Source organism: Granulicatella elegans ATCC 700633, from assembly GCF_000162475.2.
Classification (GTDB): Bacteria; Bacillota; Bacilli; order Lactobacillales; family Aerococcaceae; genus Granulicatella; species Granulicatella elegans.
Genome location: NZ_KI391971.1, coordinates 1,465,743 through 1,491,314, shown reverse-complemented (window position 1 = coordinate 1,491,314; position 25,572 = coordinate 1,465,743). Strand labels below are relative to the sequence as shown.

Genomic DNA, 25,572 nt, shown 5'->3' with positions numbered 1-25,572 from the left:
GAACTTTGTAAAAGGAGTTCTTCTTTCTTTGCATAGAAAAGAGGAGAGTATGGAAGCTAAAGAAGTATTAAAATTTTGGTTTGAAGAATTAGAACCAAAAGATTGGTTTATAAAATCCGTTGCATTGGACAAAGAGATATACAGACGTTTTTTTAAGATTCATCAAGCAGCTATAGCTGGAGAATTAAGTCATTGGAGAAAGAGTGTTCAAGGAAGATTAGCAGAAATTATTGTGTTGGATCAATTTTCTAGAAATTTATATCGGGATGATGCAAGAGCTTTTTTATATGATGGCATGGCGCTTGTATTAGCGCAAGAAGCCCTACCTTATTCGGAAGAATTAACGGTCATTGAACGCAGCTTTTTATATATGCCCTTTATGCATTCAGAGTCATTAGCGATTCACCAAGAAGCAGAAAAATTATTTTCTGAACCTGGAATGGAAAAGCGTGCGAAATATGAACAGATGCACCGAAAAATTATTGAACAGTTTGGACGCTATCCACATCGTAATGAAATTTTAGGAAGAAAATCGACTGAAAAAGAGTTAGAATTTCTTCGAAATCATTCAGGATTTTAAATAAAAAAGTCGTGAAAAAACATGTAAAAAACGGATTAAAAAAAGTAATGAAACCTTAATATAAATAGAGTTGTTTTTTAAGTGAAAATTCGATACGATGGATAGGCAAAAGAGAGAATTGTGGAGATAAACTTATGAAAAAAATCAAATGGATGAAAGTCGTTGTGACAACTTTAATTGCTTGTTGTTTAGTAAGTCCGATGCAGGCAATTGTACATGCTGAAGAAGCTGAAAAACCTAAAACTGCAGAAGAAATTGCTGCATTAGAAGATGTTGCATCTTATATTGCTATCGAACAGACAAGTGGAAAAATTTTGATGGAAAAAAATCAAGATGATGTTCGAGGCATTGCTTCGATGAGTAAAATGGTTAGTCAGTATTTAATATTAGAAGCAATTAAAAATTCAGAAATTACATGGGAAACAAAAATCCCTATTAGTGAACGAGCAAGTAAATTAAGTGCAAATTATTCTTTATCAAATGTGCCATTATGGCCGAATGAGAAATATAGTATTCAAGAGTTATTTGAAGCAAGTTCGATTTATTCTGCAAATGCCGCAACCATTGCGATGGCAGAATATTTAGCGGGAAGTGAAGCTAAATGGGTAGAGCGGATGAAGGAAAAAGTTGAATCTTGGGGAATTCATGATGCAACAATTGTAAATGCCACAGGATTACCGAATAAATATGGAACCACAGAAAAAAATCCAGATTTTGGAGATGAAGCAGAAAATAGTATGTCTGCTCGTTCGGTTGCGATTGTAGCAAGAAGATTAGTATTAGATTTTCCAGAAATTTTAAAAATTTCTTCTGTTGCGACAAAGGAGTTTCGACCAGGAACTGCGGGTGTCACTAAGATGGATAATTTTAACTATTTAATTCCAGGATTATTATTTGGTTATGATGGAGTAAATGGCTTAAAAACAGGAACTTCTGAAATAAGTGGAGCCTCAATTACAACAACAGCAACACGTAATAATTTCTCAGTGATTGTTGTTACGATGGGTTCTAAACAACCATTGAATCGTTTTAAAGTAACTACGAAAATGTTAGATGAATTATTCAAGAAATACGAAGGCTTAGTAGTTGGAATTCCAGGTAAATCTGTTCAAAATATTCAACCTTATCCAGTAAATGGTGGGGCTGATGAAAAGATTAGTGTGGATTACGGTGATAATTTTGTAGCAGCTGTTCCAAAAGGAACTGCTATGAGTCAGGTAAAAGTACGCTTTGAACCATTTAAAGAATTATTAGATGAAAATAATGCTTTACAAGCTCCTATTACTGCAGGAAAAACAATTGGAAATTTATACTTCCAAATGCCAGGAGAAGATTTAGGATATGTAGATGGTCAAACTGAAGGACATGTTCCAGCTTTTGCAGGATATGAAATTGATCCATCGAATATTGTGACAGATAGCTATCGTCAAGCGAGAGGATTTGTTGAAAAAATTTTTCACCGTATTCAAGAGTTTTTTGGAAATATCTTCCAAAAAGTGAAAGGTTTCTTACATGCGCAAGAAGCGTAAAAATACAATGTTTAAGGGGGACGACAGAGGTCGTCTCTTTTTTTAAATACAAGATACTTCTATATAGAACGTTTTTATTGACAAGTGTTTTGTTTCTATATAGAATTAATTTATAAAGAAAAAGAGTTAGAACACTTATTCTAAACTCAATAAATCATTTAACAATTATAGAAAAGAGGAAATTAATATGACAAACTTTACAGATTTACAAGAAAAACGCCGTTCAATTTACGCATTAGGGAAAAATGTGGAACTTTCTAATCAAGAATTAGTAGAAACAATCCAAACAGCTATTCTTCAAACGCCATCAGCATTCCACTCACAAACAACCCGTGTTGTTATTTTATTAGATGATGAATCAGATTCATTTTGGAATGAAATTGCTTATTCAGAATTAGAAAAAGTAACACCAGCAGAAGCGTTTGAAGGAACAAAACAACGTTTAGCAGGATTTGCGCAAGCTAAAGGAACTATTTTATTTTATGAAGATCAAGATGTTGTAAAAGGTCTTCAAGAACAATTTCCTAGTTATGCTGAAAACTTCCCATTATGGTCAGAACAGGCTCATGGAATTTCATTATATGCAACATGGTTAGCATTAGCAGAAAAAAATATCGGAATGAATGTACAACATTATAATCCATTAGTAGATGCACAAGTAGCGGAAAAATATGATATTCCATCTAACTGGAAATTACGTGCTCAAGCACCATTTGGAGCAATTGTTGTACCTGCTAGTGAAAAAGAAGTTCAAACAGAAAAGCGTTTCAAAGTATTTGGAGCTTAAAAGAAGGTTCTAAATAAAAATTAGAGGAGTTATGGCTTTATGTATCAATCAGCATTTGAATTAGGACATGTTGCCTTAAATGTACGTAATTTAGACCTACAAAGTCAATATTACCAATAAGTTCTTGGACTTAGCGTGATTCATCAAGAAGAGTCGGTAATTGATTTAGGTGTGGGCAGGACTGTTTTAGTTCGATTAATCAAAACTGAGGAATTACTAGATGTTGCAGGTAGTTATGGACTTTATCATTTGGCGATTTTACTCCCTTCTAGAGAAGCTTTGGCGCAGATTTTTAAACATTTTGTAGATAATGCTGTTCCGCTAATTGGAGCTAGTGATCATGATTATAGCGAAGCGATTTATTTAGAAGATACTGAAGGAAATGGAATTGAAATCTATCGAGATAGACCTGTTTCTGAATGGGATATTCGTGAAGATGGACGTATTATTGGGACAACAGAAGCGATGGATGCAGAAGGATTGTATCGTTTAGCTACTCCTTTAGAAAGTCCTTATAAAATGCCAGAAGGTAGTCGAATGGGTCATGTTCATTTATCGGTTCGTAAGAGTGGTGTTTCGAGCGAATTTTATCAAAATGTACTTCAAGTTCAAGATAAATTCTCTGTTCGTTCTGCCTCATGGTTAGCATCTGGAAATTATCACCATCATTTAGCCGTCAATGAATGGGGTGGACAATTAGCCATTAGAACAGAAGGGATGCGAGGTTTAGCTTACTATACCGTTATTTTCGAGGATGAACAATTGTATCAAGATACGATTGAAAGAGCGAAGAAATTTGCTAAAAATATTAAAATTGGGGAACATGAAGCTAGTTTTACAGACTTAGATGGTATTAAAACACGATTAGTCTTGAAAAGTTAATTCTTACGGATTACCTGTTGCACAAGTTTAGAGAATATTGTAAAATACAGACATATAAAACTGTATGAATAGTAACTTGAAGTCTTTTGTAGAGAGCTAGCGTTTGGTGAAAGCTAGTAAAGTATGACAAGCGAATCCACATACTATGATGCATGGCGAAAGCATTGATTAAGCCATCCGGAGCAAACCGTTATCGCAAATGAGTGCAATGGAAACATTGAATACGGGTGGTACCGCGAAGATAAAAGTGAAACACACAACTTCGTCCCAGTGACAATTTGTCGGGGATGAGTTGTGTGTATTTTTTTACAATGGTTTAAACAAATTTTCAACAAGCAAAATAAAAGAAAACGGAGGAATCAATATGTTAGATATGAAACGAGTGAGAGATCACTTTGAAGAAGTTGTGGTTGGTTTACAAAACCGCGGAGTAGAACGTCAAGTAGTAGAAGAATTACGTGATTTAGACGAAAAACGTCGTGAATTAATTTTAAAAACGGAGCAATTAAAACAATATCGTAATACGGTAACGGAAGAAATTTCTCAATTAAAACGTAATAAAGAAGATGCTAGTGCGAAAATCGCAGAAATGAAACAAGTTGGGGAAGATGTAAAAGCAACAGATGCTTTATTAGCAGAAGTAGAAGAAAAATTAGAATATATCGCTTCACGTTTACCAAACATTGCTGCAGCTGATGTTCCTGTAGGAGAAGATGAAAACGAAAACGTAGAAATTCGTCGTGAAGGAACTCCACGTGTGTTTGATTTCGAACCAAAACCACACTGGGAAGTAGCAGAAGCATTAGATATTTTAGACTTTGAAAGAGGAGCAAAAGTATCAGGAAGTCGTTTCTTATACTATAAAGGTTTAGGAGCTCGTTTAGAACGTGCTATTTACAACTACATGATTGATTTACATGTGGAAAAACATGGCTACACAGAAATGATTACACCATATTTAGTAAACGAACAATCAATGTATGGAACAGGACAATTCCCTAAATTTAAAGAAGACGTATTCCAAATTAATGACGAACGTAATTTAACATTAATTCCAACAGCAGAAGTTCCATTAACAAACTATTATGCAAATGAAATTTTAGAAGAAGCACAATTACCAATTTATTTCACAGCATTAAGCCCTTCATTCCGTTCAGAAGCAGGTAGTGCTGGAAGAGATACTCGTGGATTAATTCGTCTACACCAATTCAATAAAGTAGAAATGGTGAAATTCGCAACTCCTGAAACATCATTTGAAGAATTAGAAAAAATGACAGATAATGCAGAAGATGTATTACGTGGATTAGGCTTACCATTCCGTACAATTGTATTATGTACAGGAGATATGGGATTCTCAGCTTCTAAAACATATGACGTTGAAGTTTGGATTCCAGCACAAGATACTTACCGTGAAATTAGTTCATGCTCAAACTGTGTAGACTTCCAAGCACGTCGTGCGAAAATTCGTTACCGTCAAGCTGAAACTGGAAAAATTGAATTATTACACACATTAAATGGATCTGGTTTAGCAGTTGGTCGTACAGTAGCAGCCATCTTAGAAAACTACCAAGAAGCAGATGGAAGTGTAACAATTCCTGAAGTATTAGTTCCGTATATGGGTGGAGTTACAAAAATTACTAAATAATGATTAGATGAAGAAAAGACTTTTTAATAATGGAAAGTACGCTAGCAGACTTATGGGTTTTAGGGTGCAATCTGTTACTAAAGAGTCTTTTTCTTTTTATCAAAAAAATTGCATTTTATCATACGTAGTGATAAAATGCAGAAATGATGATAATATACAAAATAAATATAAAAGTTGAGAGAGGGCATGTATGAAAGTTTTAAAAGAAAGATTTGATACATTAAGTGATGCGATTATTGCTATTATTATGATAGTATTAGTGTTAGAAATACACATACCTGAGACTGTTAATCAACTACCTCAATTAGCTGAAGCTGTAGGGTTATTTTTGGTTAGTTTTGTGATTTTAATGAATTTTTGGTTTCATAGATTAGAAATTAGTTATCTAAGTGATTCTGGGAATTTAACATGTTTTATATTAGATGTGGCATGCCATGCTTTTTTATCGCTTTATCCATTAGCAGTAAAAATGCTAATAATATTTGAAGTAAAATGGATTTCGATTCTTTTATTTGGGATGTTAAACTTAATTACAGGTTTATTTATAAATATTATGGCAATCATTTTAACGAAACAAGAAACTGCTCGTTTTACTCCAGAGGAAAAAGAGTTTCTTGTACAGTGGCAACAACGTCGTACATTGAGTATGTCTATTATAGATATTGCTATTTTAATGATAGCCTTAAACTTTAATCAATTTGGAATGTATTTTTATGTATTTTCACCATTTATTGAGTTTTTATTGAACTATAAACAAGGAAGTAGAATTCAAGATTCTTTAACGAAAGGGCAGTCGCTTAAGAAATTAATTGAACGTAAATATAGAAGAATAAAGATATAATTTTATCAACTAAAAAAGGAATTAACAAACCTCCTGGTACGTTAATTCCTTTTTCTTATTTAGAATTTTTATTTTCAAATGGGATAGAAAGGATGAAGGTACTTCCTACCTCTTTTTGACTTTGAACAGTAATTTTTCCGCCCAGTTGATGAGCTAATTCTTGAGCAATGGCTAGACCAAGTCCATGACCTCCAGTTTTCATATTTCTTGAGCTTTCAACTCTATAGAGTCTTTTAAAGATATGTTCAAATTCTTTAGCATCAATGCCTTTTCCTTTATCTGATACACTAATTGTGAGAATGTTATCTTCTAATGTACCTTTAACATTGATTGGTGTGCCAGGTTCAGAGTATTTAAAAGCATTATTCAATAAGTTGACTAGAATACGTAACAATTTATCGTAATGGCTCATAAATTTAGCAGATTCGGGTAGAACTTGTATATTAATTTCTCTGTTTTCTTGCTCAATTAAAAGGTGGAACTCATTCATCGCATGAACTAATAACTGATCTAAGAAAATCACTTCATTTTTTTGAGGATGCTCCTCTGTTTCTTGTGTATTAAGCGTTAAATCATCTAATTCTTCTACTAATTTATTTAATCGTTCCGTTTGACGGTTAATCGTTGTTAAGTAATGAAATTGTTCTTCTTGAGTAATGATTCCATCTAAAATACCTTCAACGGTTGCTTGTATCGAAGTAATGGGAGTCTTTATATCATGGGAAAGTTGAGCAATCATGATTCTCTTTTCTTTCTCACTTTCTTCTAGTGAATCAAAGGATTTTTTTAAATCGTCTGACATATGATTAAAAGCTTTTCCGAATTCTTGAAATTCAATTGGACCTTTAATATTGACGGAATCATTAAAATTTTTATTGGCAATATCATTTGCTTTCTTTTTAAGTTCGTTAAGAGAAGAGAATATTGGTGATAGAAGTAATAAACTAATCATAGCGCCAATGAAGCTAGCGAATAATGTAACTCCTATCAAAAAGTAAATTTCTCCTTTTTCAATTAACATTTTTTGAACTGCCCAAAAAACAGCGAGTATGGTTAACGTAGTAGAGATAAGATAACCAATAATAATATAATTTTTTAATTTCATAATGAACCTCTTGGTTTTTCAATTTTATATCCTAAACCCCATACGGTTTTAATCGTTGGAGTATGTAAACTAGAGTGTTTAGACAATTCTTGCCTTAAAGCGTGGATATGAACGTTTAGTGTATTCGTATCATCTATAAATTCTTCTTGCCAAACTTTTTCATATAATTCTGTTTTAGAGAAAACTCGTTCAGGATTTTTGCATAAAAGCCATAAAAGTTCAAAAGCTTTTACCGTTAAGTTGAGTAGATGATTGTCGACATAAACTTCATACGTTTCGTGGTTTAATTTTAGATTGCCTAATTGTACTTGAGTAGGATTTCCACCTCGATAAATTCTTCTAAAAATATTATTTACTCGAAGTACAAGTTCTCTAGGGCTGAAAGGTTTTGTAATAAAGTCATCAGCCCCCATGCTTAGACCAAATATTTTATCTTGTTCACTTGTTTTAGCTGTGATGAATAAAAACGGTTGGTCAGGAGATAAATATTGAACTTCACTAATAAAATCATATCCATCCATTTTGGGCATCATAATATCAGTAATAATTAAATCAATGGATTTATTTTTAAACAGTTCTAATCCTTCAACTCCATCATGAGCTACAAAAACCGTGTAACCGGCTTGTGCTAAGTAACGATTTTGGATATCTGTAATTTCAAACTCATCATCTACAAGTAATATTGTTTTTTCCATTAGAGACTCCTTTGATAAAAATAGTGCTATACTTTTGCTCAGTATAACACTATTTTTAGGGGAATTAAACTTAGATTCTTTCTTTTTTAGCTTTTAATCCTAAGATTCCTAGAACGAATGCTAATCCAGCTGAGAATGCTCCTAAAGCAGAAGTGTTTGTAGTAGTTTCTCCTGTTACCGGTAGAGTAGCTTTATTTTCTTTCTTCATAGAATCATTCTTTTTCATTTCTTTTGCTTCTTCTTTTTGTTGTTTCATCATTGGAGTAGAAAGCTCTTCTTTTTTAGCTGTTTCTTGTTCCATTGTTTTAGAATTCATTTGTTGAGAGTGCTCCATAGTTGTTGGTTTCATCTCATCTTTTGCAGCATGTTCTTCTTTCATTGTAGATGTAGTATTTGTAGTTGAAGAAGATTGATTGGTTGCCATGCTTTCTTTATGCAAAGTAATACGAACTTCACGTGTAGCAATAACATTAGATAAATCAGCTTTACCGTCTTTATTACCGTACACTTTTACAGTAGCTTGATAAGTTTGAGTACCATTGGCACGAAGTTGATCAAGAAGAGCTTGTCCTTCTTTACCAGTAGTGTTTCCGTTTAAGTCAACTTCATAGAAATATTGCCCTTTAGTAAGACCTTCAAGAGGAAGTAATGCAGGATTTTTAGCAGTTCCATTATCAGACCAAGGTGCATTTTCAGAAGATTTAAGTAATAGACGAGTTAACATACCGTCACCACCGAAAGCTTCGTAAGGAATCACTTGGTTAACCCCAGCAAGGAAAGGTCCAGGAACATTTGCTTTTTCAAGATAGCTAGCAGGTACTTCAGTTTGAGCTTTAATATTGTTCGTTACAGATTCGTTTACTTTTTGAGCAGGAGTTAAGCCGTTTAAGGTAACTGAAATGTTTTTAGTAGCAACAACATTAGATAAGTCAGCTTTACCATCTTTATTACCGTAAACTTTAACAGTAGCTTGGTAAGTTTGAGTACCATTAGCACGAAGTTGATCAAGAAGAGCTTGTCCTTCTTTGCCAGTAGTATTTCCATTTAAGTCTACTTCATAGAAATATTGACCTTTAGTAAGACCTTCAAGAGGAAGTAATGCTGGATTTTTAGCAGTTCCATTATCAGACCAAGGTGCATTTTCAGAAGATTTAAGTAATAGACGAGTTAACATACCGTCACCACCGAAAGCTTCATAAGGAATTACTTGGTTAACCCCAGCAAGGAAAGGTCCAGGAACATTCGCTTTTTCAAGATAGCTAGCAGGTACTTCAGTGTTTGGTTTAATATTATTTGCTACGGAATCCTTTACTTGTTGAGGTGAAGTAACAGGAGTAGTTTCAGCTGGAGTTGCAGCTCTATTTTCTGAGACTTCTTTTGGAGTATTTGCAGCATCTCCTTTATTTTCAACAGCTGGTTTGTTATTGCTGCTTTGAGATGTAGTTTCTTTTGGTGCAGCTAAAGCTGTATCAACTGCTTTATTGATAAGTTGATTCACATCCTCTTGTTTGTCCTTTTGACTTTTTTCGGCTTTCGTTTGAGAAACCGGTGTAGCAGCAACTTCATTTGCTAGAACAGACTGTACTGGAGAGGTAAGGATAAAAAATCCACTAGCAACGACGACGGATGCTACACCGACACTTAAACGACGAATTGACCAACGAGTATAATTTTGATGAACATTATTTTTCATAGTAAAACCTCCTAAGTTTTGTATGTGTTTACTATAAGAGGTAAAAATAAAGTGAGTATAATGAAAAGTTAAAATAATTCTTAAATATCCGTTATGAAATACTTATATACGAAAAAAATAGTAGAAATAATGCTGGAATAACTTTATTTAGAGAATAGAATAGGAGTTTTTCTAACTAAAAAAGGAATTAACAAAGTATATGCATGTTAATTCCTTTTTCTTATTTTTTCACACTAACATTAATAGCATCTAACACACGTTCGACAGGAGTACTTTCTTCGAGTAAGTGTTTTTGTTCTTCTTTTGCAATATCAGGGTGGTCAGTAATGATGCCTGAAACGGAACTATGAAGATATTTATTAATTTCGTCTGGTTCATTAATTGTCCAAACATAAACTTCATGACCTTGTTGCTGAGCAGCAATAGTTGTTAAGTCATGGTAAGAGAAATCTTCTACCACGTAAAAGTCTACTGCAGGGTTTCCAAATCCACCGAATTGGAGCGGAATGACATATCCGGTGTCCATCTCAGGAGCTTTTCGTTCAATTTCTTCAATAACGTTTAAGTTGATAGACATTACTTTATAAGTTTGGTCAACACCTAATTCTCTCATTTTTGCAATAAAGAGGTCGGTGTAGTCAGCTCCTTCAAAACCATGTGGTTTTAATTCAACGAGTAGTTTGACATTGAGCTCTTTTGCTTTTGCAACAAATTCTTCAAAAGAAGGAATGTGACTTTCATACCCGTTTTGGTAAATTGGAAGTCCAACGAGTTCGTCATAAGTCATATCTTTTACTTTTTTATTGAGATGCGCTAGTCGCTTCAAATTATAATCATGCATGACAATAAAGCGATTATCTTTTGTGAGTAAAATATCCATTTCGACATAATCAGCACCTTCTTTTGCAGCAGCTTCTAATGCCTCAAGAGAATTCTCTACTCCGTATTCGGTAAATCCGCGGTGAGCGATGATAGCAGCTGACGAAGAGTTTTCCCAGTGATATTTTGTAATAGCTTCACTAGAATAGTAAATCGTTAAACCAATAAAAGCAGCCACTGTAATAATGGTACTTTTAAAAGGAATTTCAGGAATATGATGCTTGATTGTTACATCTACAGCATCTTGATCATCTGCTAGTTTTACTAAAATAATAATAAGCGCAATTTTTGTATAAATTGCCATAAAGAAAATAACTAGTTTCGATAAGACAAATAAACTTGTTACAATAAAGACATTATCCATTATAGAAGATAAGTAGCCTAAAGTAATCGTAAGAATAAACGTCACTAAAAATCCGATAAGGGATAGGACGATTTCAACAAGTAAGAAGATACCAATATGTCTCCATAATTTCTTCTTTGTGAGAGACCAACTTGTTTTCAGATTTTCTAAAAAACAATGGTTCGTCAAAATTTGTAGTGGAATAGCATAAATGAATCGAAGATGAAAATATGCTAGTACTACAAATAAAAGGATAGAACCGATAGCTCCAGCAGTCGTTTTTTGAATTTCTTCTGTAATAAAGTTTGGAATATACAATTGTTCGGTTAAAAACGAAGTCATTCCAAATTTTCCTAGAGGTAATAGTGTTAATAAATACAATAAGAAATAAATAAATTGGGGGCTAAAAAACTCTCTCACTTCTCCAAATGCATTTTTTAAACTGGTTCGCCATGAGAAATGTGTTTTAGAAATCGTTCCATAAACCATAAAGGTAAGAATCGAAAATTCAATAAAGACAAATAAAATGACGGCAAATAAATACGCAATAAACGCTAAAATAATAATGGGTGAGGAGAAGAATAATTTCATATTGCTGAAATTAAAATTACTTTGCCCCGATAAAAAAATAATGCCTTTAAATAAGGTTGATAAAATTCGAAAGCCAACAAAGGATACAAAAAATTGTAAGAAGGCAGCATTTCGAACATACATAATTTTGTTGGAAAATAAATTATTCAATACGAATCGAACGGTTTTCCAAACAGGTAAAGTTTGATTTTCCATAAAGCCTCCTTATAGAAAGATTGAGAATATTGTAGCACAGATTATAAGAAAATTCTTGTAGAAATTTGCAAAAGAAGTCCTTAAGAAAGATGCAAGCTTTCTTCATTGTAACAAGAGGAAGATTGCCGTATACTTAAAGCGTAGTTATGATTTTATTAGGAGGGGTTTTATGTTTTTATCAGAGGAATTACTCGAACAAATTCATCAAAGAGCAGCACAATATGATTTGGAAAATGCGTGGCCAAAGGAAGATTATGAGGCATTAAAAGAAGCAGGGTATTATAAAGCTTTTGTGCCAAAAGAATATGGGGGATATGGCTTATCTCTTCAAGAAATCGCCCAAGAACAAACTAGATTAGCAATGGCCGCACCAGGAACAGCGCTTGGGATTAATATGCACCAAATTATTGTTGGGTTAGCCAAACATATGGTTCGATTTGGCAATAAGAAGGGTGAACAAATTTTACGAGATGCAGCTGATGGGAAGTTATTAGCGTTTGGTATTTCTGAACCAAGTAATGACCGAGTTTTATTTGGATCAATTTCAAAAGCGGAGCCACAAGAAGATGGAGGCTATCGTTTTTATGGAAAAAAAGTTTTCCTATCAATGGGAAAGTATTGCGATAAATTAGTTTCATTTGGGTCAGATACTTCTGGAGAATCTCCATTGTCTGTCTTTGCTTATTTAACACCTGATGCAGAAACATTCGAAGTAAAAGATGATTGGAATACATTAGGAATGAAAGCAACTCAATCAAATACTGTCGAATTAAAAGGTATTTATGCTGCAGAAGAGCAAATTTTAACAAAAGTAGCTCCTGGTCCAAGTTTTGATCCAGTTGTGTTTGGTATTTTTGCTTATTTTGAAATTTTATTAGCAGCTACTTACCATGGAATTGGAAAACGTGCGTTAGAAATCGGAATTGAGACGGTAAAAACTCGTCATTCTGTATCGAATGATGCGCCGTATTCTCAAGATAAAAATATTCGTTGGAGAATTGCTGAAGCAGCTATTATTTTAGATGGCATTCAACCACAAATTAATGAATTAAGTCAAACATTGGAATCAAGCGAAGAATATAGCTTTATTTGGTTACCACGTTTATCATCAATTAAAAATCGTTCGGTTGAAGTGTCTAAAAAGGCAGTGGAAGAAATTGTACGTGCTAGTGGAGGAAGTTCTTATTATAATACAACAGAACTTTCACGCTTATATCGTGATGTATTAGCTGGTTTATTCCAACCATCTGATCAAGAATCTCTTCATGATGCATGGGCAAATATTTTATTAGGACCTATTGTGTAGTTAGTTGGCAGGAGAATGAGTTTTGTTTGAATTTCTTCTCTTTCAATGGTTCACTTAGGATAATCCTAGTATTTTTAAGAGGTTTATAGTATAATCGTTCGTGGCGTTTTGAACGCTCGAGGTTCGCAACCATCCCTCGATTCAAAAAACTAGGAGGAAAAGAAATGAAACAAAACAATGTAAAAGTATTGATTATCAATGCGATTGTAGCAGCATTATATGTGGTAATTACAACAGTATTTGCCTTTATGTCTTTTGGGAATATCCAATTCCGTATTTCAGAAATGTTAAACCATTTATTTGTCTTTGATAAAAAGTATGGGTATGGGATCATTGCGGGTGTTATTTTAGCCAATACTATTTTTATGTCTAGCTCTGGTTTAGGAGTGTATGATTTAGTATTTGGTTTAGGACATTCTATTTTATCTTTAGTGATTGGTTCATTCGTGTTCCGATTTGCTAAAGATTTAAAAGGCAAAATGTTATTATTATCCATCGTATTTAGTGTGATGATTTTCTTAGTAGCTATTGAGTTAAAACTTGTATTAGAATTACCATTTTGGTTAAGCTACTTTGAAACTTTTGTTGGTGAAATTGTCGTTATGCTAGTGGGAATTCCAGTCATGTTAGTAGCCGACAAAGCAATTGGTTTTACAAAACAAATGAATGCATAATTTATGTTTTAAAAGGTATATTCGAGAAATCGGGTATGCCTTTTATTGTTGTGGAAAAAGTTGCTGGTTTGTTGATTAAAAAAGGCATTTCGTAACCTCATGACTTGTAAAAAAGCATAAAAGCATCTAAACTATAGTAGACTATGAATCAGAAAAGAGGAATTTCAATGGAATTATTAAGTTTAACAGTAGGACGCCTACAAGAGAACGTGTATTTTTTAATTGATGAAAATAAAGAAACATTAATTTTTGACCCAGGTGCACAAGCAGAGGATATTAAAGAATTAATTGAAGAAGAAGGATTGAAGCCAATTGCGATTGTGTTAACACATGCGCATGGAGACCACATTGGAGCAGTAGATGAATTAAGAAAAGCATACAATATTCCAATGTATATGAATGAAATTGAAAAAGAATTTTTAACGAATACAGATTTCAATCGTTCATTATATTCAAACGAAAATATTACGGTAGAGCCTGCTGACGGATACTATCCGGCAGAATTAGGAAAATGGAAAATTGGAAGTTTTGAACCTGAATTAGCGTTAATTCCAGGACATTCTCCAGGTAGTACAGTCTTTATCTTCAAAGATAATGGATTTGTGATCGGAGGAGACGTTTTATTTAAAGGTAGCGTAGGACGTAGCGACTTCTCATATGGTAGTCATATGACATTAATGGAAGGAATCGAACGTTATTTATTACCATTACCAGGAAATACAGTTGTGTTCCCAGGACATGGTGAGCCAACAACTTTACAAGATGAAATTGCAAGTAATCCGTTTTTAAATGGAGCAACTAGATAGAACTCAGTAGGAGAATTCAAAATGATTTTTGACACACATACACATTTAAATGTAGAGCAATTCGAAGGAGAAGAAGCAGAAGTTATTAAACGTGCAAAGGAATTAGCCGTTACTCGTTTTGCGGTTGTCGGATTTGATACACCAACGATTGAAAAAGCTCTCCAATTAAGTGAAACATTTGAAGAAGTAGTGGCGATTGTAGGATGGCATCCGGTTGAAGCACATGCCTATACACCAGAAATTGAGAAAACATTAATCACACAATTAACCCATCCAAAAGTAGTGGCAATGGGGGAAATGGGATTAGACTATTACTGGGATGACTCTACACCTGAAGAACAAGAACGAGTATTCCGTCGTCAAATTGCCATTGCTAAAGAAATGAAATTACCGATTGTCATTCATAATCGTGATGCGACAGAAGATTGCTATCGTATTTTAAAAGAAGAAGATATTCGAGATATCGGTGGAATAATGCATAGTTATAATGGCGATGTGGAATATATGAAACGCTTCTTAGATTTAGGAATGCATATTTCTTTTAGTGGAGTTGTGACGTTTAAAAATGCTCCTCAAGTTCGTGAGTGTGCGAAAATCGTTCCACTAGATCGTTTTTTAGTAGAAACAGATGCCCCTTATTTGGCTCCTGTTCCGTATCGTGGAAAGAGAAACGAAACAGGCTATACTCGCTATGTTGTTGAAACAATTGCTAAGGAAAGAGAAATGGCTTGGGAAGAAATTGCTAAAGCATCGACAGCAAATGCAATGAAGCTATTTCAATTTGAAGAAAGAGGATTAAAATGAATCCAATTATAGTAGTAGAAGGGCGAGATGACACTCGTCGATTAAAGGAAGTTTTTCCAGAAATTGAAACGATTGAAACGAATGGTTCAGCTATTGATGATGAAACACTTGCATTAATTAAAAAAGCAAGTGAAATTCGAGAAGTCATTGTGTTTACAGATCCAGATTATCCAGGTCAAAGAATTCGTTCGATTATTCAAGAAGCGATTCCGACGGTAAGTCATGCTTTTATTGAAAGAGAAGAAGCCGTTCGAAAAACGAATCATAAAAGTCTTGGAGTAGAACATGCTAGCGATGAAAGTATTCAAAAAGCATTGGAGCATGTGTATAAGCCAGTAGCAGACCTTCAAGAAGAGATTTCTCAATCTGTGATTTTAGAACTAGAACTAATTGGCTATCCTCACTCGTCTTATTTAAGAAAAGAAGTGTCTAAAGAATTACGAATTGGACATACGAATGGAAAACAATTAACGAAACGATTGAAATTATTTGGCATTTCAGAGCAACAATTACGAAATGCGGTACAAATTGTACAGGAAAGGAGCTAAAAAGATGTTTGAAAAAGATATTGCTACACCGACTCGAACACGTGAAATTATGGAACGCCATGGTATAAAAGTGAAAAAGAGTTTAGGGCAAAACTTTTTGATTGAACCGAATATTTTAACGAAAATGTTAGATGTGGCAGATGTTAATAAGGAAACAAATGTCATTGAAATTGGGCCAGGGATTGGCGCATTAACGCAACGATTAGCAAGAGCTGCTAAAAAAGTGTTAGCCTTTGAAATTGATGGACGTTTAATTCCAGTATTAGAAGATACTTTATCAGATCATGATAATGTCACTGTGATTCATGAAGATATTTTAAAAGTTGATTTAGAAACAGTGATTCAAGAACACTTCGATGTGGAGGAGAGATTACTAGTCGTTGCAAACTTGCCGTATTATATTACGACACCGATTATTATGGATCTCTTAGAATCAGGCTTACCAATTGATGGGTTTGCAATGATGATGCAAAAAGAAGTGGCAGAAAGAATGACGGCTCAACCAAATTCAAAAGCTTATGGCTCATTAACGGTGGCGATTCAATATTGGTGCCATGCCAAAATCGGATTTATTGTTCCTAAAACAGTTTTTAATCCAGCACCAAATGTAGATTCAGCCATTTTAGTATTGGAACGTAGAGAAGAACCTCTAGTAACAGTGAAAGATGAAGCGTTCTTCTTTGATTTAGTAAAAAATAGTTTTGTCCAACGTAGAAAAACATTATGGAATAATTTGGTAAAAGCTTATGTGCCAGGAAAACTAACAAAAGAACAAATTCAAGAAGCATTGGACTCTGTTTCGATTGAACCAAATCGTCGAGCAGAAACACTAACCATTGAAGAATTTGCAGCCTTATCCAATCAATTACAACAATTTGTAGGAGAGTAACAATTGTTCACGGAAAAAGAACGAAGACGTGATACATTTGTGTGTAATTGTTTTTGAAAGGATGGAGAAAAATGGAACAATGGGTTCAACGAAGTAAAGGAATTTTATTAACTTTTGGATTAGCAGTATTAGCTGTTATTTTAGGAGATGTAATGCCGGTTATTGGAAGTGCGGTATTTGCGATTATTTTTGGGATGTTAGTAAGTAATTTCTATACATTACCAAGTGATTTTAAACCAGGAATTAATTATTCCGCTAAAAAATTATTACATTATTCGATTATTGCATTAGGGTTTACAATGTCATTTGCTCAAGTGCAACAAACAGGATTAGAGTCTTTACAAGTAACGCTTGTTACGATTGTGGCAGCTTTCTTAACAGCAGCTCTTGTAGGAAAATGGTTAGGCTTGTCTGATCATTTACGAACATTAGTAGGATTTGGGACAGCCATTTGTGGAGGTTCTGCAATTGCAGCAGCTTCGCCAATTATTAAAGCAGATGATGAAGAAATTGCTTTATCGATTTCAACGATTTTCTTATTTAATATTATTGCAGTTTTCTTATTCCCGTTTTTAGGACATGTGTTACAAATGACAGATGCACAATTTGGTTTATTTGCAGGGACAGCAATTAATGATACTTCAAGTGTCGTCGCAGCTGGTTATAGTTATAGTAGTGGAGCAGGGGATATTGCTACCATTGTAAAATTAACCCGTGCGTTAATGATTTTACCAGCTTGTTTAATTTTGTCACTTATTGAGGCAAGACGTCAAAAGAAATCTGGGGAATCTGTAAATTGGAAGAAAATTTTCCCAATGTTTATTTTATGGTTTTTAGTTGCTTCTGTTGTGACAAGTGTGGGAATTTTCCCTAAAGAATTTATCCCATATGCAAAATTAGCTTCTAAATGGTTAATGGCAATGGCATTAGCAGGAATTGGTTGCCAAGTATCATTTAAGAGTTTCCGTGAAGCGGGAGCTAAACCGATTGCTACAGGGTTGGCAACTTGGTTTGTGGTAGGAGCGACTAGTTTATTTATTCAATATTTTGTAATGAAGTAATCCCTGAATAAAGGAGAGTTTATGAAGCGCCTATTAAGTTTAGGATTTTGGATAGGTTTGATTTATATTTTGATTTTTACGAAAGTAAATGCGGTTCAATCGTTTGTAAATACTTCGATGGTTGGAGTTTATTTGCATGTGGTGATGATTTGCTTGTTGATAATCGGATTTTTCGCCTATCTATTAAGAATCATTCATTTCTTATTTGTGTCGTAGAATAGAAAAACAAAAAAATTGTTATGAGTAGCAACGGACGCCAGCAGCTTCGCAAAAGCGAATCTCATGGCTAAAATTTGAGCCTGAGGTCTCAAATTTTCCGGTAACTAAAACCGCTATTGCGGTTTTGGTTGCTTGTGCTATTATGACAATTTTTTTGTTTTTCTATTTACTTTTTGAAGTAGCAACGGACGATGGCAGACTTGCGAGTCTCATTGCTAAAATTTGATCCTAGGTCTCAAATTTTCCGGCAACTAAAACTGCTAGTGCGGTTTTAGTTGCTTCTGCTATTATGAAAAGTTCTTTGTTTTTCTATTTGCGAAGGTTGTCCAGTCTATGTGGCGGGCGTTGCACCAGTGAGCGGTTGTGTGTGGAAGAATGATGTCTGTTTGACGTAATGCTTCGGTTTTTGAAACGCCTAATAAGGTGTAAATATTCTTCAATTGATTCTTCCAGTCATTAACGGTTTGAATGGCTGTTGGGAGGGAGTCTTGTGGGCGAATTAAGTGTAAAAATTCTCCAGACATTCCTACAGCACTTGCTCCTAGTGCAAGACATTTTACGATATCTAATGGTGAATGAATGCCCCCAGAAGCAATGAGTTCACAAGGTAAATCATAACCTTCTACTAAGGACTGAACCGTTGTTTGTCCCCAGTCTTCTAATTCATCAAATAAAGTATCTTCTCTTCGAGCATTTTCAATGGCTGCAAAATTTGTGCCTCCACGTCCACTAATATCAATCGTTTGAACTCCGATATTGATTAGTTCTTGCATGGCTTCTCTACTAAATCCAAATCCGACTTCTTTAACAATAACAGGAACGTCTACATGAGAGACGATTTCCTCAATATTTTTTAACCAATGATGGAAAGAGCGATCGCCTTCTGGCATCACTAATTCTTGTAACGTATTCACATGAATTTGAATCCCATTTGCTTCAATAAGGTCAATTGCTTTTTTAGCAGATTCAACGGTATAATGTGCTCCTAAATTCGCCAATACAATTCCGTTAGGATTTTCTTTTCGAATAATGGTGAAGCTTTCTGCAGTAGAAGGGTCTTTCATGGCAATACTCATCGATCCAGTTGCCATCGCAATTCCTGTTTCATGCGCCAATTGCGCTAGTCGTTGATTAATAAGAGTTGTTCGAGGACTTCCACCAGTAATCGCATTAATGAAAAATGGAGTTTCTAAAGTGAATCCTGCCATTTTTGTTTGAAGAGAAACTTCATCTACAGCCATTTCAGATAGAGGATGATGGACAAAACGAGTTTGTCGTAATTCTAAATGCGACTGTGATTGATATTGTTGAGTCGCATGCCCCACATGTTCATCTTTTCTTTTCATTTGTTGTGTATAGGCTTGTGTCATGAGAGCTCCTTTCTAATAGCACCTTTTGTAGGGGCTATTTCTAAGTTTAGTGGAAGAATACCAGCTTTTTCCCATTGGGTCGTAATGGATTCTTCTTGTTGAGGTTTTGTAATAAAGCAAATTCCACAATCGCCTCCGCCAGCTCCAGAAGTTTTGGCACTAGCATTTTCTTGAAGCCCAATTTGGCAAAGTTTTGTAAGAGATGGAGTTTCGAGGATGATATTCATCTCTTTAGCAAAGTCTAATAAGAGAGCTCGGTTATCCGTAATTCCTTGTAGAAATGCTTCTGTATTTTCTTCTGTTAAAGCAGTCGTTATCTGGTTTAAAATGGTTGTGTTTTGTTTTAAAAATTGTTGGTAATACGCATCCTTTTCTGCTTGCGTTCTTGTATGAGTGACAGATGATACGAACGAAGAAGTGTCGGCTTTTTCCTTTGTCCATCCAACAAGCATTTTTAGAGTTGTTGGTAAAGATAATGGTTGAATGACTAAGCCTGTCCATTCTTTGTTGACAACTTCTGCAATGGAATGCTGTTGCAATTGTTCTTTGATCCATGTTGTATCTATTCGCTGATATAAAATGATGCCACCAAAGGCACTGGAAGCAATATCTCCTAAGGAACCGTTACTGCCGAGAAGAGTATTCGTAATAGCTGCTAATTTATAAACGAGTAGAGGTTCAACAGGAATATGATGCCACTGTAAAATAGCGTCAATAGTTGCGACAACGACAGCTCCACTAGAGCCGAGACCAAATTTGATATTCGAGTGAACATCGTCTAATTGGCTTGTGACTTTTAAATGATAGAGTTCTTCATTCCAAGAGTTTCGTTGTTTCGCATAAGTTTCAGCAACTTCAATCGCAGTAGTCATCAAGGTAAATGGATGATTTTCTTCGATGATTTGTAAAAGTCCTTGTTTTCTTTTCCAATGAAGCGTCAAATCCGGTTGTTGAGTGGAATAAATTGTTCCAACTTCTTCAAGGGAAAGAGTTAAGTCAACCGTTAAATAGCGATTGACCGCTGCAATGAGTGCCGGTTGTCCTGGAGTAACGACTGCGTATTCACCAGCGATAAATAATTTTCCAGGAGCTGTAGCTTGTATATTCATAGTTAAAATCCTTTTTGATTGAAATGTTGAATGCTTTCTTGCCATTCTTCTTCTGTTAAAGTTCTCATTGCTTCTCCTGGATGAGAGGTAATAAGTTTTTCAGAAGCAAAATACTGTTCGAAATGGTCACGGACTTTGTCTAAATCACTCGCTTTACAAAGCACTTTTATATTCGGACCAGCATCCATTGTGTAATAAGCAGGAATTCCTAATACTTCACGTAAGTAAACGACTTGTTGCTGAGCAATCAGGCTATCTGGTTCAAAATAACAAAATGGAGGTTGACTTGCAAGCATTGTCGCATGCATTTTCATTCCGTTAAATTCGGCAATTTCTCCCATTCGAGTAAAGTTTTTCTCTTGGATGGCTATTTTAATCTCTTCTAAATCAGTTTTTGCACTTTCTACCCATGCAGGATAGAAAGGAGAAGTGGCAACTGTTTGTTCCATTCCAACTCGACTAGAGATTTTTTTAGCAGCACCATTAACAACGACGATGAGCATTCCAATATCCCAAGAAGCATCGTCAATCGGAATTGCCATACTATCTTCTGAATTCGTTCCTTGATTCCATTCAACGAAGCCACCAAATAAACTTCTCGTAGAACTTCCACTTCCACGACGAGCATATGTTGATAATTCACTTCTTGATAAATCCCATCCCATTGCTTGATGCATCGCTCCTGCTAAAGCTGCAAAAGCTGAAGCAGAACTTGCTAAACCAGCTGCAGTAGGAACAAAGTTATAACTCTCAATACGAGCAAATCGTGTTTCCTTTGCAGGGATACGGAATAAATCTAAAAATTTTGAAATTTTTTGTATTTCAGCTTCTTGTTGCAAAACATTATTTAAATAAAATTCATCTTTTTCTAAAGTTTTATCTAAAGTAATTTTTGTATCGGTATAAAAAGCCTCTAATGTGAGGGATAAGCTACTATTCATTGGAAGAAATAATGCTTTATCTTTTTTTCCCCAATATTTAATCAGTGCAATATTTGTATGCGCACGTGCAATTCCTGTTGTTTTCATATAAGCTCCTTTTTATTCATTGGAAAATGAATGTATCCATGTTTGTACAGCTCCGGCTTGTTGTAAAGCTACAGCAATTTTTTGTGCTTCTTCGAGACTTGCTGCAAGAGCAATCATACAGCCACCTAGTCCTCCACCTGTCATTTTGGCACCAATCGCTCCATTTTCAAGAGCCGTTTGAACAAGATGGTCTAACGTTTCGTTTGATACTTCTAATTGTTGAAGAAGTGTATGGTTTTGAGTTAAAAGACTTCCTAATGTATGAACGTCTCCTTTTGCTAGACAAGTTTTAGCAGTATGTACTAGTTCTCCAATTTCTTCAATGATTTTTTGAGTAGAAATAGGTTCTTGTTGGATTTTTTCTTGTACAGCTTGAACAGCTTTTAGTGTTTGTCCTGTAATACCCGTATCTGCCACAATTAAAGTACCTTTTAGTTGAATAGACAGAGGTTGTAAAGCTTCTCCTTTTATAAAAAATACAGCTTCTTTTCCACTAGTCGTTGAGGTATCAATACCACTTGGATTTCCATGAGCGATTTTTTCAGAAGCTTGTACAATTTCGAATAATAATGGTTCGCTTAAAGGAACATTGTAATAATCAAACAATCCTCTCACTACCGCTACTGAAACAGCTGCGCTTGATCCCATGCCACGTTCTGCAGGAATAGAAGAAGTAATCGTAATCTCAATAGAAGGTGCTTGTACGAAGGATGCCTCTCCTTTTTCTACTTTCCCATTATTCCAATACGAACGAGTAGTAGGCGTAATTCCTAATTCAGGACGAAGTTGTTCAATTTGTTTCAATGCTTCATGGATTGTAAATTTTAAACTTTTCAATACTTCCGGCATTTCATAAGCTAATCCACTATAAAAGTCGCAATGAATGCTTAGTGGATGAGAGCTTGGTTGAATTTTTGCTTGAACTGATACACCGGAAAAAGGAATGGCAATCGCAGGTTGATGATGGACGACTGCATGTTCCCCCATTAAAATGACTTTTCCAGTAGACTGTCCCATACCGGAAGCTGTTGTATATTCCATGATAAAACTCCTTCATAATTTCTCTTATTTATCATACTAAAAACCACTAAAGGTGTAAACGAACAAGCGAGGATTTAAAGGAAATTTAAAGACACAATCGTTAGTCATACTAAAAAAACTATGGTAAAATACGCAAGAAAAGGAATTCAACAAAAGGAGAGAATCGTTGTGACAGACACATCGACGTATTATCATATTAGCCGAGATGAATGGAAACAATATCAAAATGCCCATCACTTAGCATTAACATTACAAGAATTAGAACATTTAACATCATTGAATGATAGAATTTCATTAATTGACGTACAAGAAGTATATGCACCCTTATTAGATTACTTTGATATCTATTATCAAAAACATGGACAAATTCATGAACAAGAACAATATTTCTTAAAACAACCGAAGAAGAAAGTTCCCTTTATTATTGGAGTTTCAGGAAGTGTAGCAGTTGGGAAAAGTACAACAGCACGTTTAATGCAAACAATGCTCCAACAAAAATATCCAGAATTAACCGTTGAATTGATGACAACGGATGGATTTTTATGGCCAACAAAGGATTTAGTGGAAAAAGGAATTTTACATCGCAAAGGATTCCCAGAAAGTTATGATATGGAATCATTAGTGAATTTCTTACTGGATATTAAAACAGGAGAAGAAGCTGTTGAAGCACCTGTTTATTCTCATGAAATTTACGACATTATTCCAAATGAAAAACAAGTTATTTATCCACCAGATATTTTAATCGTGGAAGGAATTAATGTATTACAATTACCGCCAAATCGAGAAATTTACGTGAGTGATTTCTTTGACTGGTCGATTTATGTTGATGCAGAAGAAAATCTCATTGAAAAATGGTATTTAGAACGTTTTGAATTATTAATGGAACGAGCAAAAACTCAGCCCGATAATTTTTATTACCAGTTTGCGATTGGAGACCGAGAAGAAGCCATCGCTATGGCAAAAGATGTATGGAAAAAAACGAATTTGAAGAATCTAAAGGAATACATCTTACCAACAAAAGGACGTGCAGACTTTATTTTGCATAAAACATACGGACATCATATTGACTATGTCCAAGTGAAAAAATACTAAAGAATGGAAGAAGAACTCGCAGGATAGACGTCTCTGTGGGTTCTTTTTTGGAATAGAAGGATAACACATGAAAAATGAGAAAATTTAATAAAAATCCGAACGAATTTTATAAATATTTAAGGTAACTTTCGTGATTTTCTGATACAATATAGGTAATAAAACTAAGGAGGCTTTTTATGTCAACAAGAACCACTTCGTTAGAAAAAATTATTGTGTTAGATTTTGGAAGTCAGTATAACCAACTGATTACACGTCGTATCCGTGAGTTTGGTGTATTCAGTGAGTTACTTCATAATGATATTACGGCAGAAGAAATCAAAAAGCATGGCAATGTAAAAGGGATTATTTTCTCTGGAGGACCTCATAGTGTTTACGAATCAGGAGCTTTTACAGTAGATCCTGCAATTTTTGAATTAGGAATTCCTGTATTAGGAATCTGTTATGGAATGCAGTTGACAACTCATTTATTTGGAGGAACTGTTGAATCTTCACCGACAAGAGAATATGGTCCTGCTAAAGTAGAAGTATTTAATACAGATTCAGGAATTTTCGAAGGATTATCTGCTTCAGAAGAAGTCTTAATGAGTCATGGTGACAGAATTACAGCTATCCCAGAAGGGTTCACTGTAACAGCTTCAAATGAGCATACACCATTTGCAGCATTTGAAAATCCAGAACGAAATATTTATGGAGTGCAATTCCATCCAGAAGTACGTCACAGTATTCATGGAAATGATATGTTGAAAAACTTTGTGTTCAATATTTGTGGTGCAACAGGTGATTGGACGATGGCAAACTTCATCGAGATGGAAATTGAAAAAATTCGCGAAAAAGTTGGCAATAAAAAAGTATTATTAGGTTTATCAGGCGGAGTTGACTCAAGCGTTGTAGGTGTCCTACTACAAAAAGCTATCGGCGACCAATTAACGTGTATTTTTGTAGACCACGGTTTACTAAGAAAAGACGAAGGTGACCAAGTAATGGAAAGCTTATCGGGAAAATTTGGCTTAAATATTATCCGAGTGAATGCCCAAGAACGCTTCTTATCCAAACTAAAAGGTGTTAGTGATCCAGAACAAAAACGTAAAATTATTGGAAATGAATTTGTCTATGTATTCGATGATGAAGCAGCAAAATTAACGGATGTGGATTTCTTAGCACAAGGAACTTTATATACAGATATTATCGAATCCGGAACAAAAACAGCTCAAACCATTAAGTCTCACCACAATGTGGGAGGACTACCAGAAGATATGCAGTTTGAATTAATTGAACCACTAAACACACTATTCAAAGACGAAGTCCGTGCCTTAGGAACAGCATTAGGTATGCCAGATTCAATCGTATGGCGCCAACCATTCCCAGGACCAGGACTAGGCATTCGAGTACTAGGAGAAGTAACCGAAGAAAAACTAGAAATCGTACGAGAAAGTGATGCCATCTTAAGAGAAGAAATTGCTAAAAACGGACTTGAAAGAGACGTATGGCAATACTTCACAGTCTTACCAGGAATCCGCAGTGTCGGAGTAATGGGAGATGGAAGAACATACGATTACACAATCGGCATTCGTGCAGTGACAAGTATCGATGGTATGACAAGTGACTTCGCTCGCATCCCATGGGAAGTCTTACAAACGATCAGTGCAAGAATTGTGAACGAAGTCGGACATGTAAACCGAGTGGTGTATGATATAACAAGTAAACCACCTGCTACGATTGAGTGGGAGTAACGGTACAAAATAGGTTACAGTATATAAATTAATGGGAATACTGGGATTCAGTGATGTTGTTTTAATAAAATTCTTTATAAAGAAATATAAATCAGTTTTGAAAGAGAATTTTTAATTTTAGATGAAATTT

The 25,572-nt window shown here is 34.8% G+C and carries 23 protein-coding genes, 1 pseudogene, 1 riboswitch and 1 other annotated feature; of the genes and pseudogenes, 16 read left to right on the top strand and 8 right to left on the bottom strand.

The genetic code is table 11. From position 1 onward, the window contains the following. The first annotated feature begins 49 nt into the window (after positions 1-49). From HMPREF0446_RS07105 to HMPREF0446_RS07080, 6 genes and pseudogenes are all read left to right on the top strand, one after another. The gene (locus tag HMPREF0446_RS07105) at positions 50-580 is read left to right on the top strand and encodes a DUF924 family protein (protein WP_006703171.1); all 531 of its coding nucleotides are present in this window, start codon (positions 50-52) and stop codon (positions 578-580) included. A gap of 134 nt (positions 581-714) precedes the next feature. Next, positions 715-2,109: a D-alanyl-D-alanine carboxypeptidase family protein gene (locus HMPREF0446_RS07100; protein WP_020991428.1), complete on the top strand. Its 1,395-nt coding sequence runs from the start codon at positions 715-717 to the stop codon at positions 2,107-2,109. A gap of 187 nt (positions 2,110-2,296) precedes the next feature. Continuing rightward, a complete protein-coding gene (locus HMPREF0446_RS07095) occupies positions 2,297-2,896 on the top strand; it encodes a nitroreductase family protein (protein ID WP_006703173.1) in 600 nt (199 codons plus the stop codon). Positions 2,897-2,935: 39 nt separating this feature from the next. Then, positions 2,936-3,778: pseudogene (locus tag HMPREF0446_RS07090) on the top strand (VOC family protein). 54 nt (positions 3,779-3,832) lie between these two features. Further along, positions 3,833-4,051: a binding site (T-box leader), on the top strand. 91 nt (positions 4,052-4,142) lie between these two features. Further along, the gene (gene serS / locus HMPREF0446_RS07085) at positions 4,143-5,423 is read left to right on the top strand and encodes a serine--tRNA ligase (RefSeq protein ID WP_006703175.1); all 1,281 of its coding nucleotides are present in this window, start codon (positions 4,143-4,145) and stop codon (positions 5,421-5,423) included. A gap of 190 nt (positions 5,424-5,613) precedes the next feature. After that, positions 5,614-6,264 (top strand): TMEM175 family protein, encoded by a 651-nt coding sequence (locus HMPREF0446_RS07080; protein ID WP_006703176.1) that lies wholly within the window; start codon positions 5,614-5,616, stop codon positions 6,262-6,264. Between the two features lie 55 nt (positions 6,265-6,319). On the opposite strand, the gene HMPREF0446_RS07075 is transcribed toward HMPREF0446_RS07080, so the two are convergent. The 4 genes from HMPREF0446_RS07075 to HMPREF0446_RS07060 all read right to left on the bottom strand — a co-directional run bounded on the left by HMPREF0446_RS07075 (position 6,320) and on the right by HMPREF0446_RS07060 (position 11,765). Beyond that, the gene (locus tag HMPREF0446_RS07075; RefSeq protein WP_006703177.1) at positions 6,320-7,369 is read right to left on the bottom strand and encodes a sensor histidine kinase; all 1,050 of its coding nucleotides are present in this window, start codon (positions 7,367-7,369) and stop codon (positions 6,320-6,322) included. Next, the gene (locus HMPREF0446_RS07070; protein WP_006703178.1) at positions 7,366-8,064 is read right to left on the bottom strand and encodes a response regulator transcription factor; all 699 of its coding nucleotides are present in this window, start codon (positions 8,062-8,064) and stop codon (positions 7,366-7,368) included. Before HMPREF0446_RS07070 ends, HMPREF0446_RS07075 begins: the two co-directional genes overlap by 4 nt. Positions 8,065-8,134: 70 nt before the next feature. Further along, positions 8,135-9,757 (bottom strand): fibronectin-binding SSURE repeat-containing protein, encoded by a 1,623-nt coding sequence (locus HMPREF0446_RS07065; protein WP_020991427.1) that lies wholly within the window; start codon positions 9,755-9,757, stop codon positions 8,135-8,137. A gap of 220 nt (positions 9,758-9,977) precedes the next feature. Next, positions 9,978-11,765 carry a glycerophosphoryl diester phosphodiesterase membrane domain-containing protein gene (locus HMPREF0446_RS07060; protein ID WP_006703181.1) on the bottom strand — a complete coding sequence of 596 codons (1,788 nt, stop codon included), beginning with the start codon at positions 11,763-11,765 and terminating at the stop codon, positions 9,978-9,980. Between the two features lie 169 nt (positions 11,766-11,934). On the opposite strand from HMPREF0446_RS07060, the gene HMPREF0446_RS07055 reads away from it, so the two are divergent. From HMPREF0446_RS07055 to HMPREF0446_RS08520, 8 genes are all read left to right on the top strand, one after another. Next, positions 11,935-13,071, top strand: a complete 1,137-nt coding sequence (locus HMPREF0446_RS07055) for an acyl-CoA dehydrogenase family protein (RefSeq protein WP_006703182.1) — start codon at positions 11,935-11,937, stop codon at positions 13,069-13,071. 112 nt (positions 13,072-13,183) lie between these two features. Continuing rightward, positions 13,184-13,230, top strand: a riboswitch (PreQ1 riboswitch). Positions 13,231-13,235: 5 nt separating this feature from the next. Further along, entirely contained in the window at positions 13,236-13,745 is a 510-nt protein-coding gene (locus tag HMPREF0446_RS07050; RefSeq protein WP_006703183.1) for a QueT transporter family protein, read from the top strand. Between the two features lie 167 nt (positions 13,746-13,912). Further along, the gene (locus HMPREF0446_RS07045; RefSeq protein ID WP_006703184.1) at positions 13,913-14,551 is read left to right on the top strand and encodes an MBL fold metallo-hydrolase; all 639 of its coding nucleotides are present in this window, start codon (positions 13,913-13,915) and stop codon (positions 14,549-14,551) included. A gap of 21 nt (positions 14,552-14,572) precedes the next feature. Further along, the gene (locus tag HMPREF0446_RS07040; protein ID WP_006703185.1) at positions 14,573-15,355 is read left to right on the top strand and encodes a TatD family hydrolase; all 783 of its coding nucleotides are present in this window, start codon (positions 14,573-14,575) and stop codon (positions 15,353-15,355) included. Further along, positions 15,352-15,903, top strand: coding sequence for a ribonuclease M5 (gene rnmV, locus HMPREF0446_RS07035; protein WP_006703186.1), 552 nt, complete (start codon positions 15,352-15,354; stop codon positions 15,901-15,903). The genes HMPREF0446_RS07040 and rnmV overlap by 4 nt, the downstream gene beginning before the upstream one ends. A gap of 4 nt (positions 15,904-15,907) precedes the next feature. Next, a complete protein-coding gene (gene rsmA, locus HMPREF0446_RS07030) occupies positions 15,908-16,792 on the top strand; it encodes a 16S rRNA (adenine(1518)-N(6)/adenine(1519)-N(6))-dimethyltransferase RsmA (RefSeq protein WP_020991426.1) in 885 nt (294 codons plus the stop codon). A 71-nt stretch (positions 16,793-16,863) separates the two neighbouring features. Beyond that, a complete protein-coding gene (locus HMPREF0446_RS07025; RefSeq protein ID WP_006703188.1) occupies positions 16,864-17,853 on the top strand; it encodes a YeiH family protein in 990 nt (329 codons plus the stop codon). Between the two features lie 21 nt (positions 17,854-17,874). After that, the gene (locus tag HMPREF0446_RS08520) at positions 17,875-18,069 is read left to right on the top strand and encodes a hypothetical protein (RefSeq protein ID WP_020991425.1); all 195 of its coding nucleotides are present in this window, start codon (positions 17,875-17,877) and stop codon (positions 18,067-18,069) included. A 290-nt stretch (positions 18,070-18,359) separates the two neighbouring features. On the opposite strand, the gene fni is transcribed toward HMPREF0446_RS08520, so the two are convergent. Genes fni through mvk form a run of 4 tightly spaced genes read right to left on the bottom strand, consistent with a single transcriptional unit; the run spans position 18,360 to position 22,620 of the window. After that, positions 18,360-19,442 carry a type 2 isopentenyl-diphosphate Delta-isomerase gene (fni, locus tag HMPREF0446_RS07020; RefSeq protein WP_006703189.1) on the bottom strand — a complete coding sequence of 361 codons (1,083 nt, stop codon included), beginning with the start codon at positions 19,440-19,442 and terminating at the stop codon, positions 18,360-18,362. After that, the gene (locus tag HMPREF0446_RS07015; protein WP_006703190.1) at positions 19,439-20,551 is read right to left on the bottom strand and encodes a phosphomevalonate kinase; all 1,113 of its coding nucleotides are present in this window, start codon (positions 20,549-20,551) and stop codon (positions 19,439-19,441) included. The genes fni and HMPREF0446_RS07015 overlap by 4 nt, the downstream gene beginning before the upstream one ends. Before the next feature lie 2 nt (positions 20,552-20,553). Continuing rightward, positions 20,554-21,579, bottom strand: a complete 1,026-nt coding sequence (gene mvaD, locus HMPREF0446_RS07010; RefSeq protein ID WP_006703191.1) for a diphosphomevalonate decarboxylase — start codon at positions 21,577-21,579, stop codon at positions 20,554-20,556. 12 nt (positions 21,580-21,591) lie between these two features. Further along, a complete protein-coding gene (gene mvk, locus HMPREF0446_RS07005) occupies positions 21,592-22,620 on the bottom strand; it encodes a mevalonate kinase (RefSeq protein ID WP_006703192.1) in 1,029 nt (342 codons plus the stop codon). A gap of 168 nt (positions 22,621-22,788) precedes the next feature. Here mvk and coaA point away from each other — a divergent pair, with 168 nt between their 5' ends. Further along, positions 22,789-23,712, top strand: a complete 924-nt coding sequence (gene coaA, locus HMPREF0446_RS07000) for a type I pantothenate kinase (RefSeq protein WP_006703193.1) — start codon at positions 22,789-22,791, stop codon at positions 23,710-23,712. A gap of 176 nt (positions 23,713-23,888) precedes the next feature. Further along, a complete protein-coding gene (gene guaA / locus HMPREF0446_RS06995; RefSeq protein ID WP_006703195.1) occupies positions 23,889-25,442 on the top strand; it encodes a glutamine-hydrolyzing GMP synthase in 1,554 nt (517 codons plus the stop codon). The last annotated feature ends 130 nt before the right edge of the window (positions 25,443-25,572 follow it).

Coding starts and splice junctions, on each gene's coding strand:
- HMPREF0446_RS07105 (WP_006703171.1), top strand. CDS start 50: ATGGAAGCTAAAGAAGTATTAAAATTTTGGTTTGAAGAATTAGAACCA.
- HMPREF0446_RS07100 (WP_020991428.1), top strand. CDS start 715: ATGAAAAAAATCAAATGGATGAAAGTCGTTGTGACAACTTTAATTGCT.
- HMPREF0446_RS07095 (WP_006703173.1), top strand. CDS start 2,297: ATGACAAACTTTACAGATTTACAAGAAAAACGCCGTTCAATTTACGCA.
- serS (WP_006703175.1), top strand. CDS start 4,143: ATGTTAGATATGAAACGAGTGAGAGATCACTTTGAAGAAGTTGTGGTT.
- HMPREF0446_RS07080 (WP_006703176.1), top strand. CDS start 5,614: ATGAAAGTTTTAAAAGAAAGATTTGATACATTAAGTGATGCGATTATT.
- HMPREF0446_RS07075 (WP_006703177.1), bottom strand. CDS start 7,369: ATGAAATTAAAAAATTATATTATTATTGGTTATCTTATCTCTACTACG.
- HMPREF0446_RS07070 (WP_006703178.1), bottom strand. CDS start 8,064: ATGGAAAAAACAATATTACTTGTAGATGATGAGTTTGAAATTACAGAT.
- HMPREF0446_RS07065 (WP_020991427.1), bottom strand. CDS start 9,757: ATGAAAAATAATGTTCATCAAAATTATACTCGTTGGTCAATTCGTCGT.
- HMPREF0446_RS07060 (WP_006703181.1), bottom strand. CDS start 11,765: ATGGAAAATCAAACTTTACCTGTTTGGAAAACCGTTCGATTCGTATTG.
- HMPREF0446_RS07055 (WP_006703182.1), top strand. CDS start 11,935: ATGTTTTTATCAGAGGAATTACTCGAACAAATTCATCAAAGAGCAGCA.
- HMPREF0446_RS07050 (WP_006703183.1), top strand. CDS start 13,236: ATGAAACAAAACAATGTAAAAGTATTGATTATCAATGCGATTGTAGCA.
- HMPREF0446_RS07045 (WP_006703184.1), top strand. CDS start 13,913: ATGGAATTATTAAGTTTAACAGTAGGACGCCTACAAGAGAACGTGTAT.
- HMPREF0446_RS07040 (WP_006703185.1), top strand. CDS start 14,573: ATGATTTTTGACACACATACACATTTAAATGTAGAGCAATTCGAAGGA.
- rnmV (WP_006703186.1), top strand. CDS start 15,352: ATGAATCCAATTATAGTAGTAGAAGGGCGAGATGACACTCGTCGATTA.
- rsmA (WP_020991426.1), top strand. CDS start 15,908: ATGTTTGAAAAAGATATTGCTACACCGACTCGAACACGTGAAATTATG.
- HMPREF0446_RS07025 (WP_006703188.1), top strand. CDS start 16,864: ATGGAACAATGGGTTCAACGAAGTAAAGGAATTTTATTAACTTTTGGA.
- HMPREF0446_RS08520 (WP_020991425.1), top strand. CDS start 17,875: ATGAAGCGCCTATTAAGTTTAGGATTTTGGATAGGTTTGATTTATATT.
- fni (WP_006703189.1), bottom strand. CDS start 19,442: ATGACACAAGCCTATACACAACAAATGAAAAGAAAAGATGAACATGTG.
- HMPREF0446_RS07015 (WP_006703190.1), bottom strand. CDS start 20,551: ATGAATATACAAGCTACAGCTCCTGGAAAATTATTTATCGCTGGTGAA.
- mvaD (WP_006703191.1), bottom strand. CDS start 21,579: ATGAAAACAACAGGAATTGCACGTGCGCATACAAATATTGCACTGATT.
- mvk (WP_006703192.1), bottom strand. CDS start 22,620: ATGGAATATACAACAGCTTCCGGTATGGGACAGTCTACTGGAAAAGTC.
- guaA (WP_006703195.1), top strand. CDS start 23,889: ATGTCAACAAGAACCACTTCGTTAGAAAAAATTATTGTGTTAGATTTT.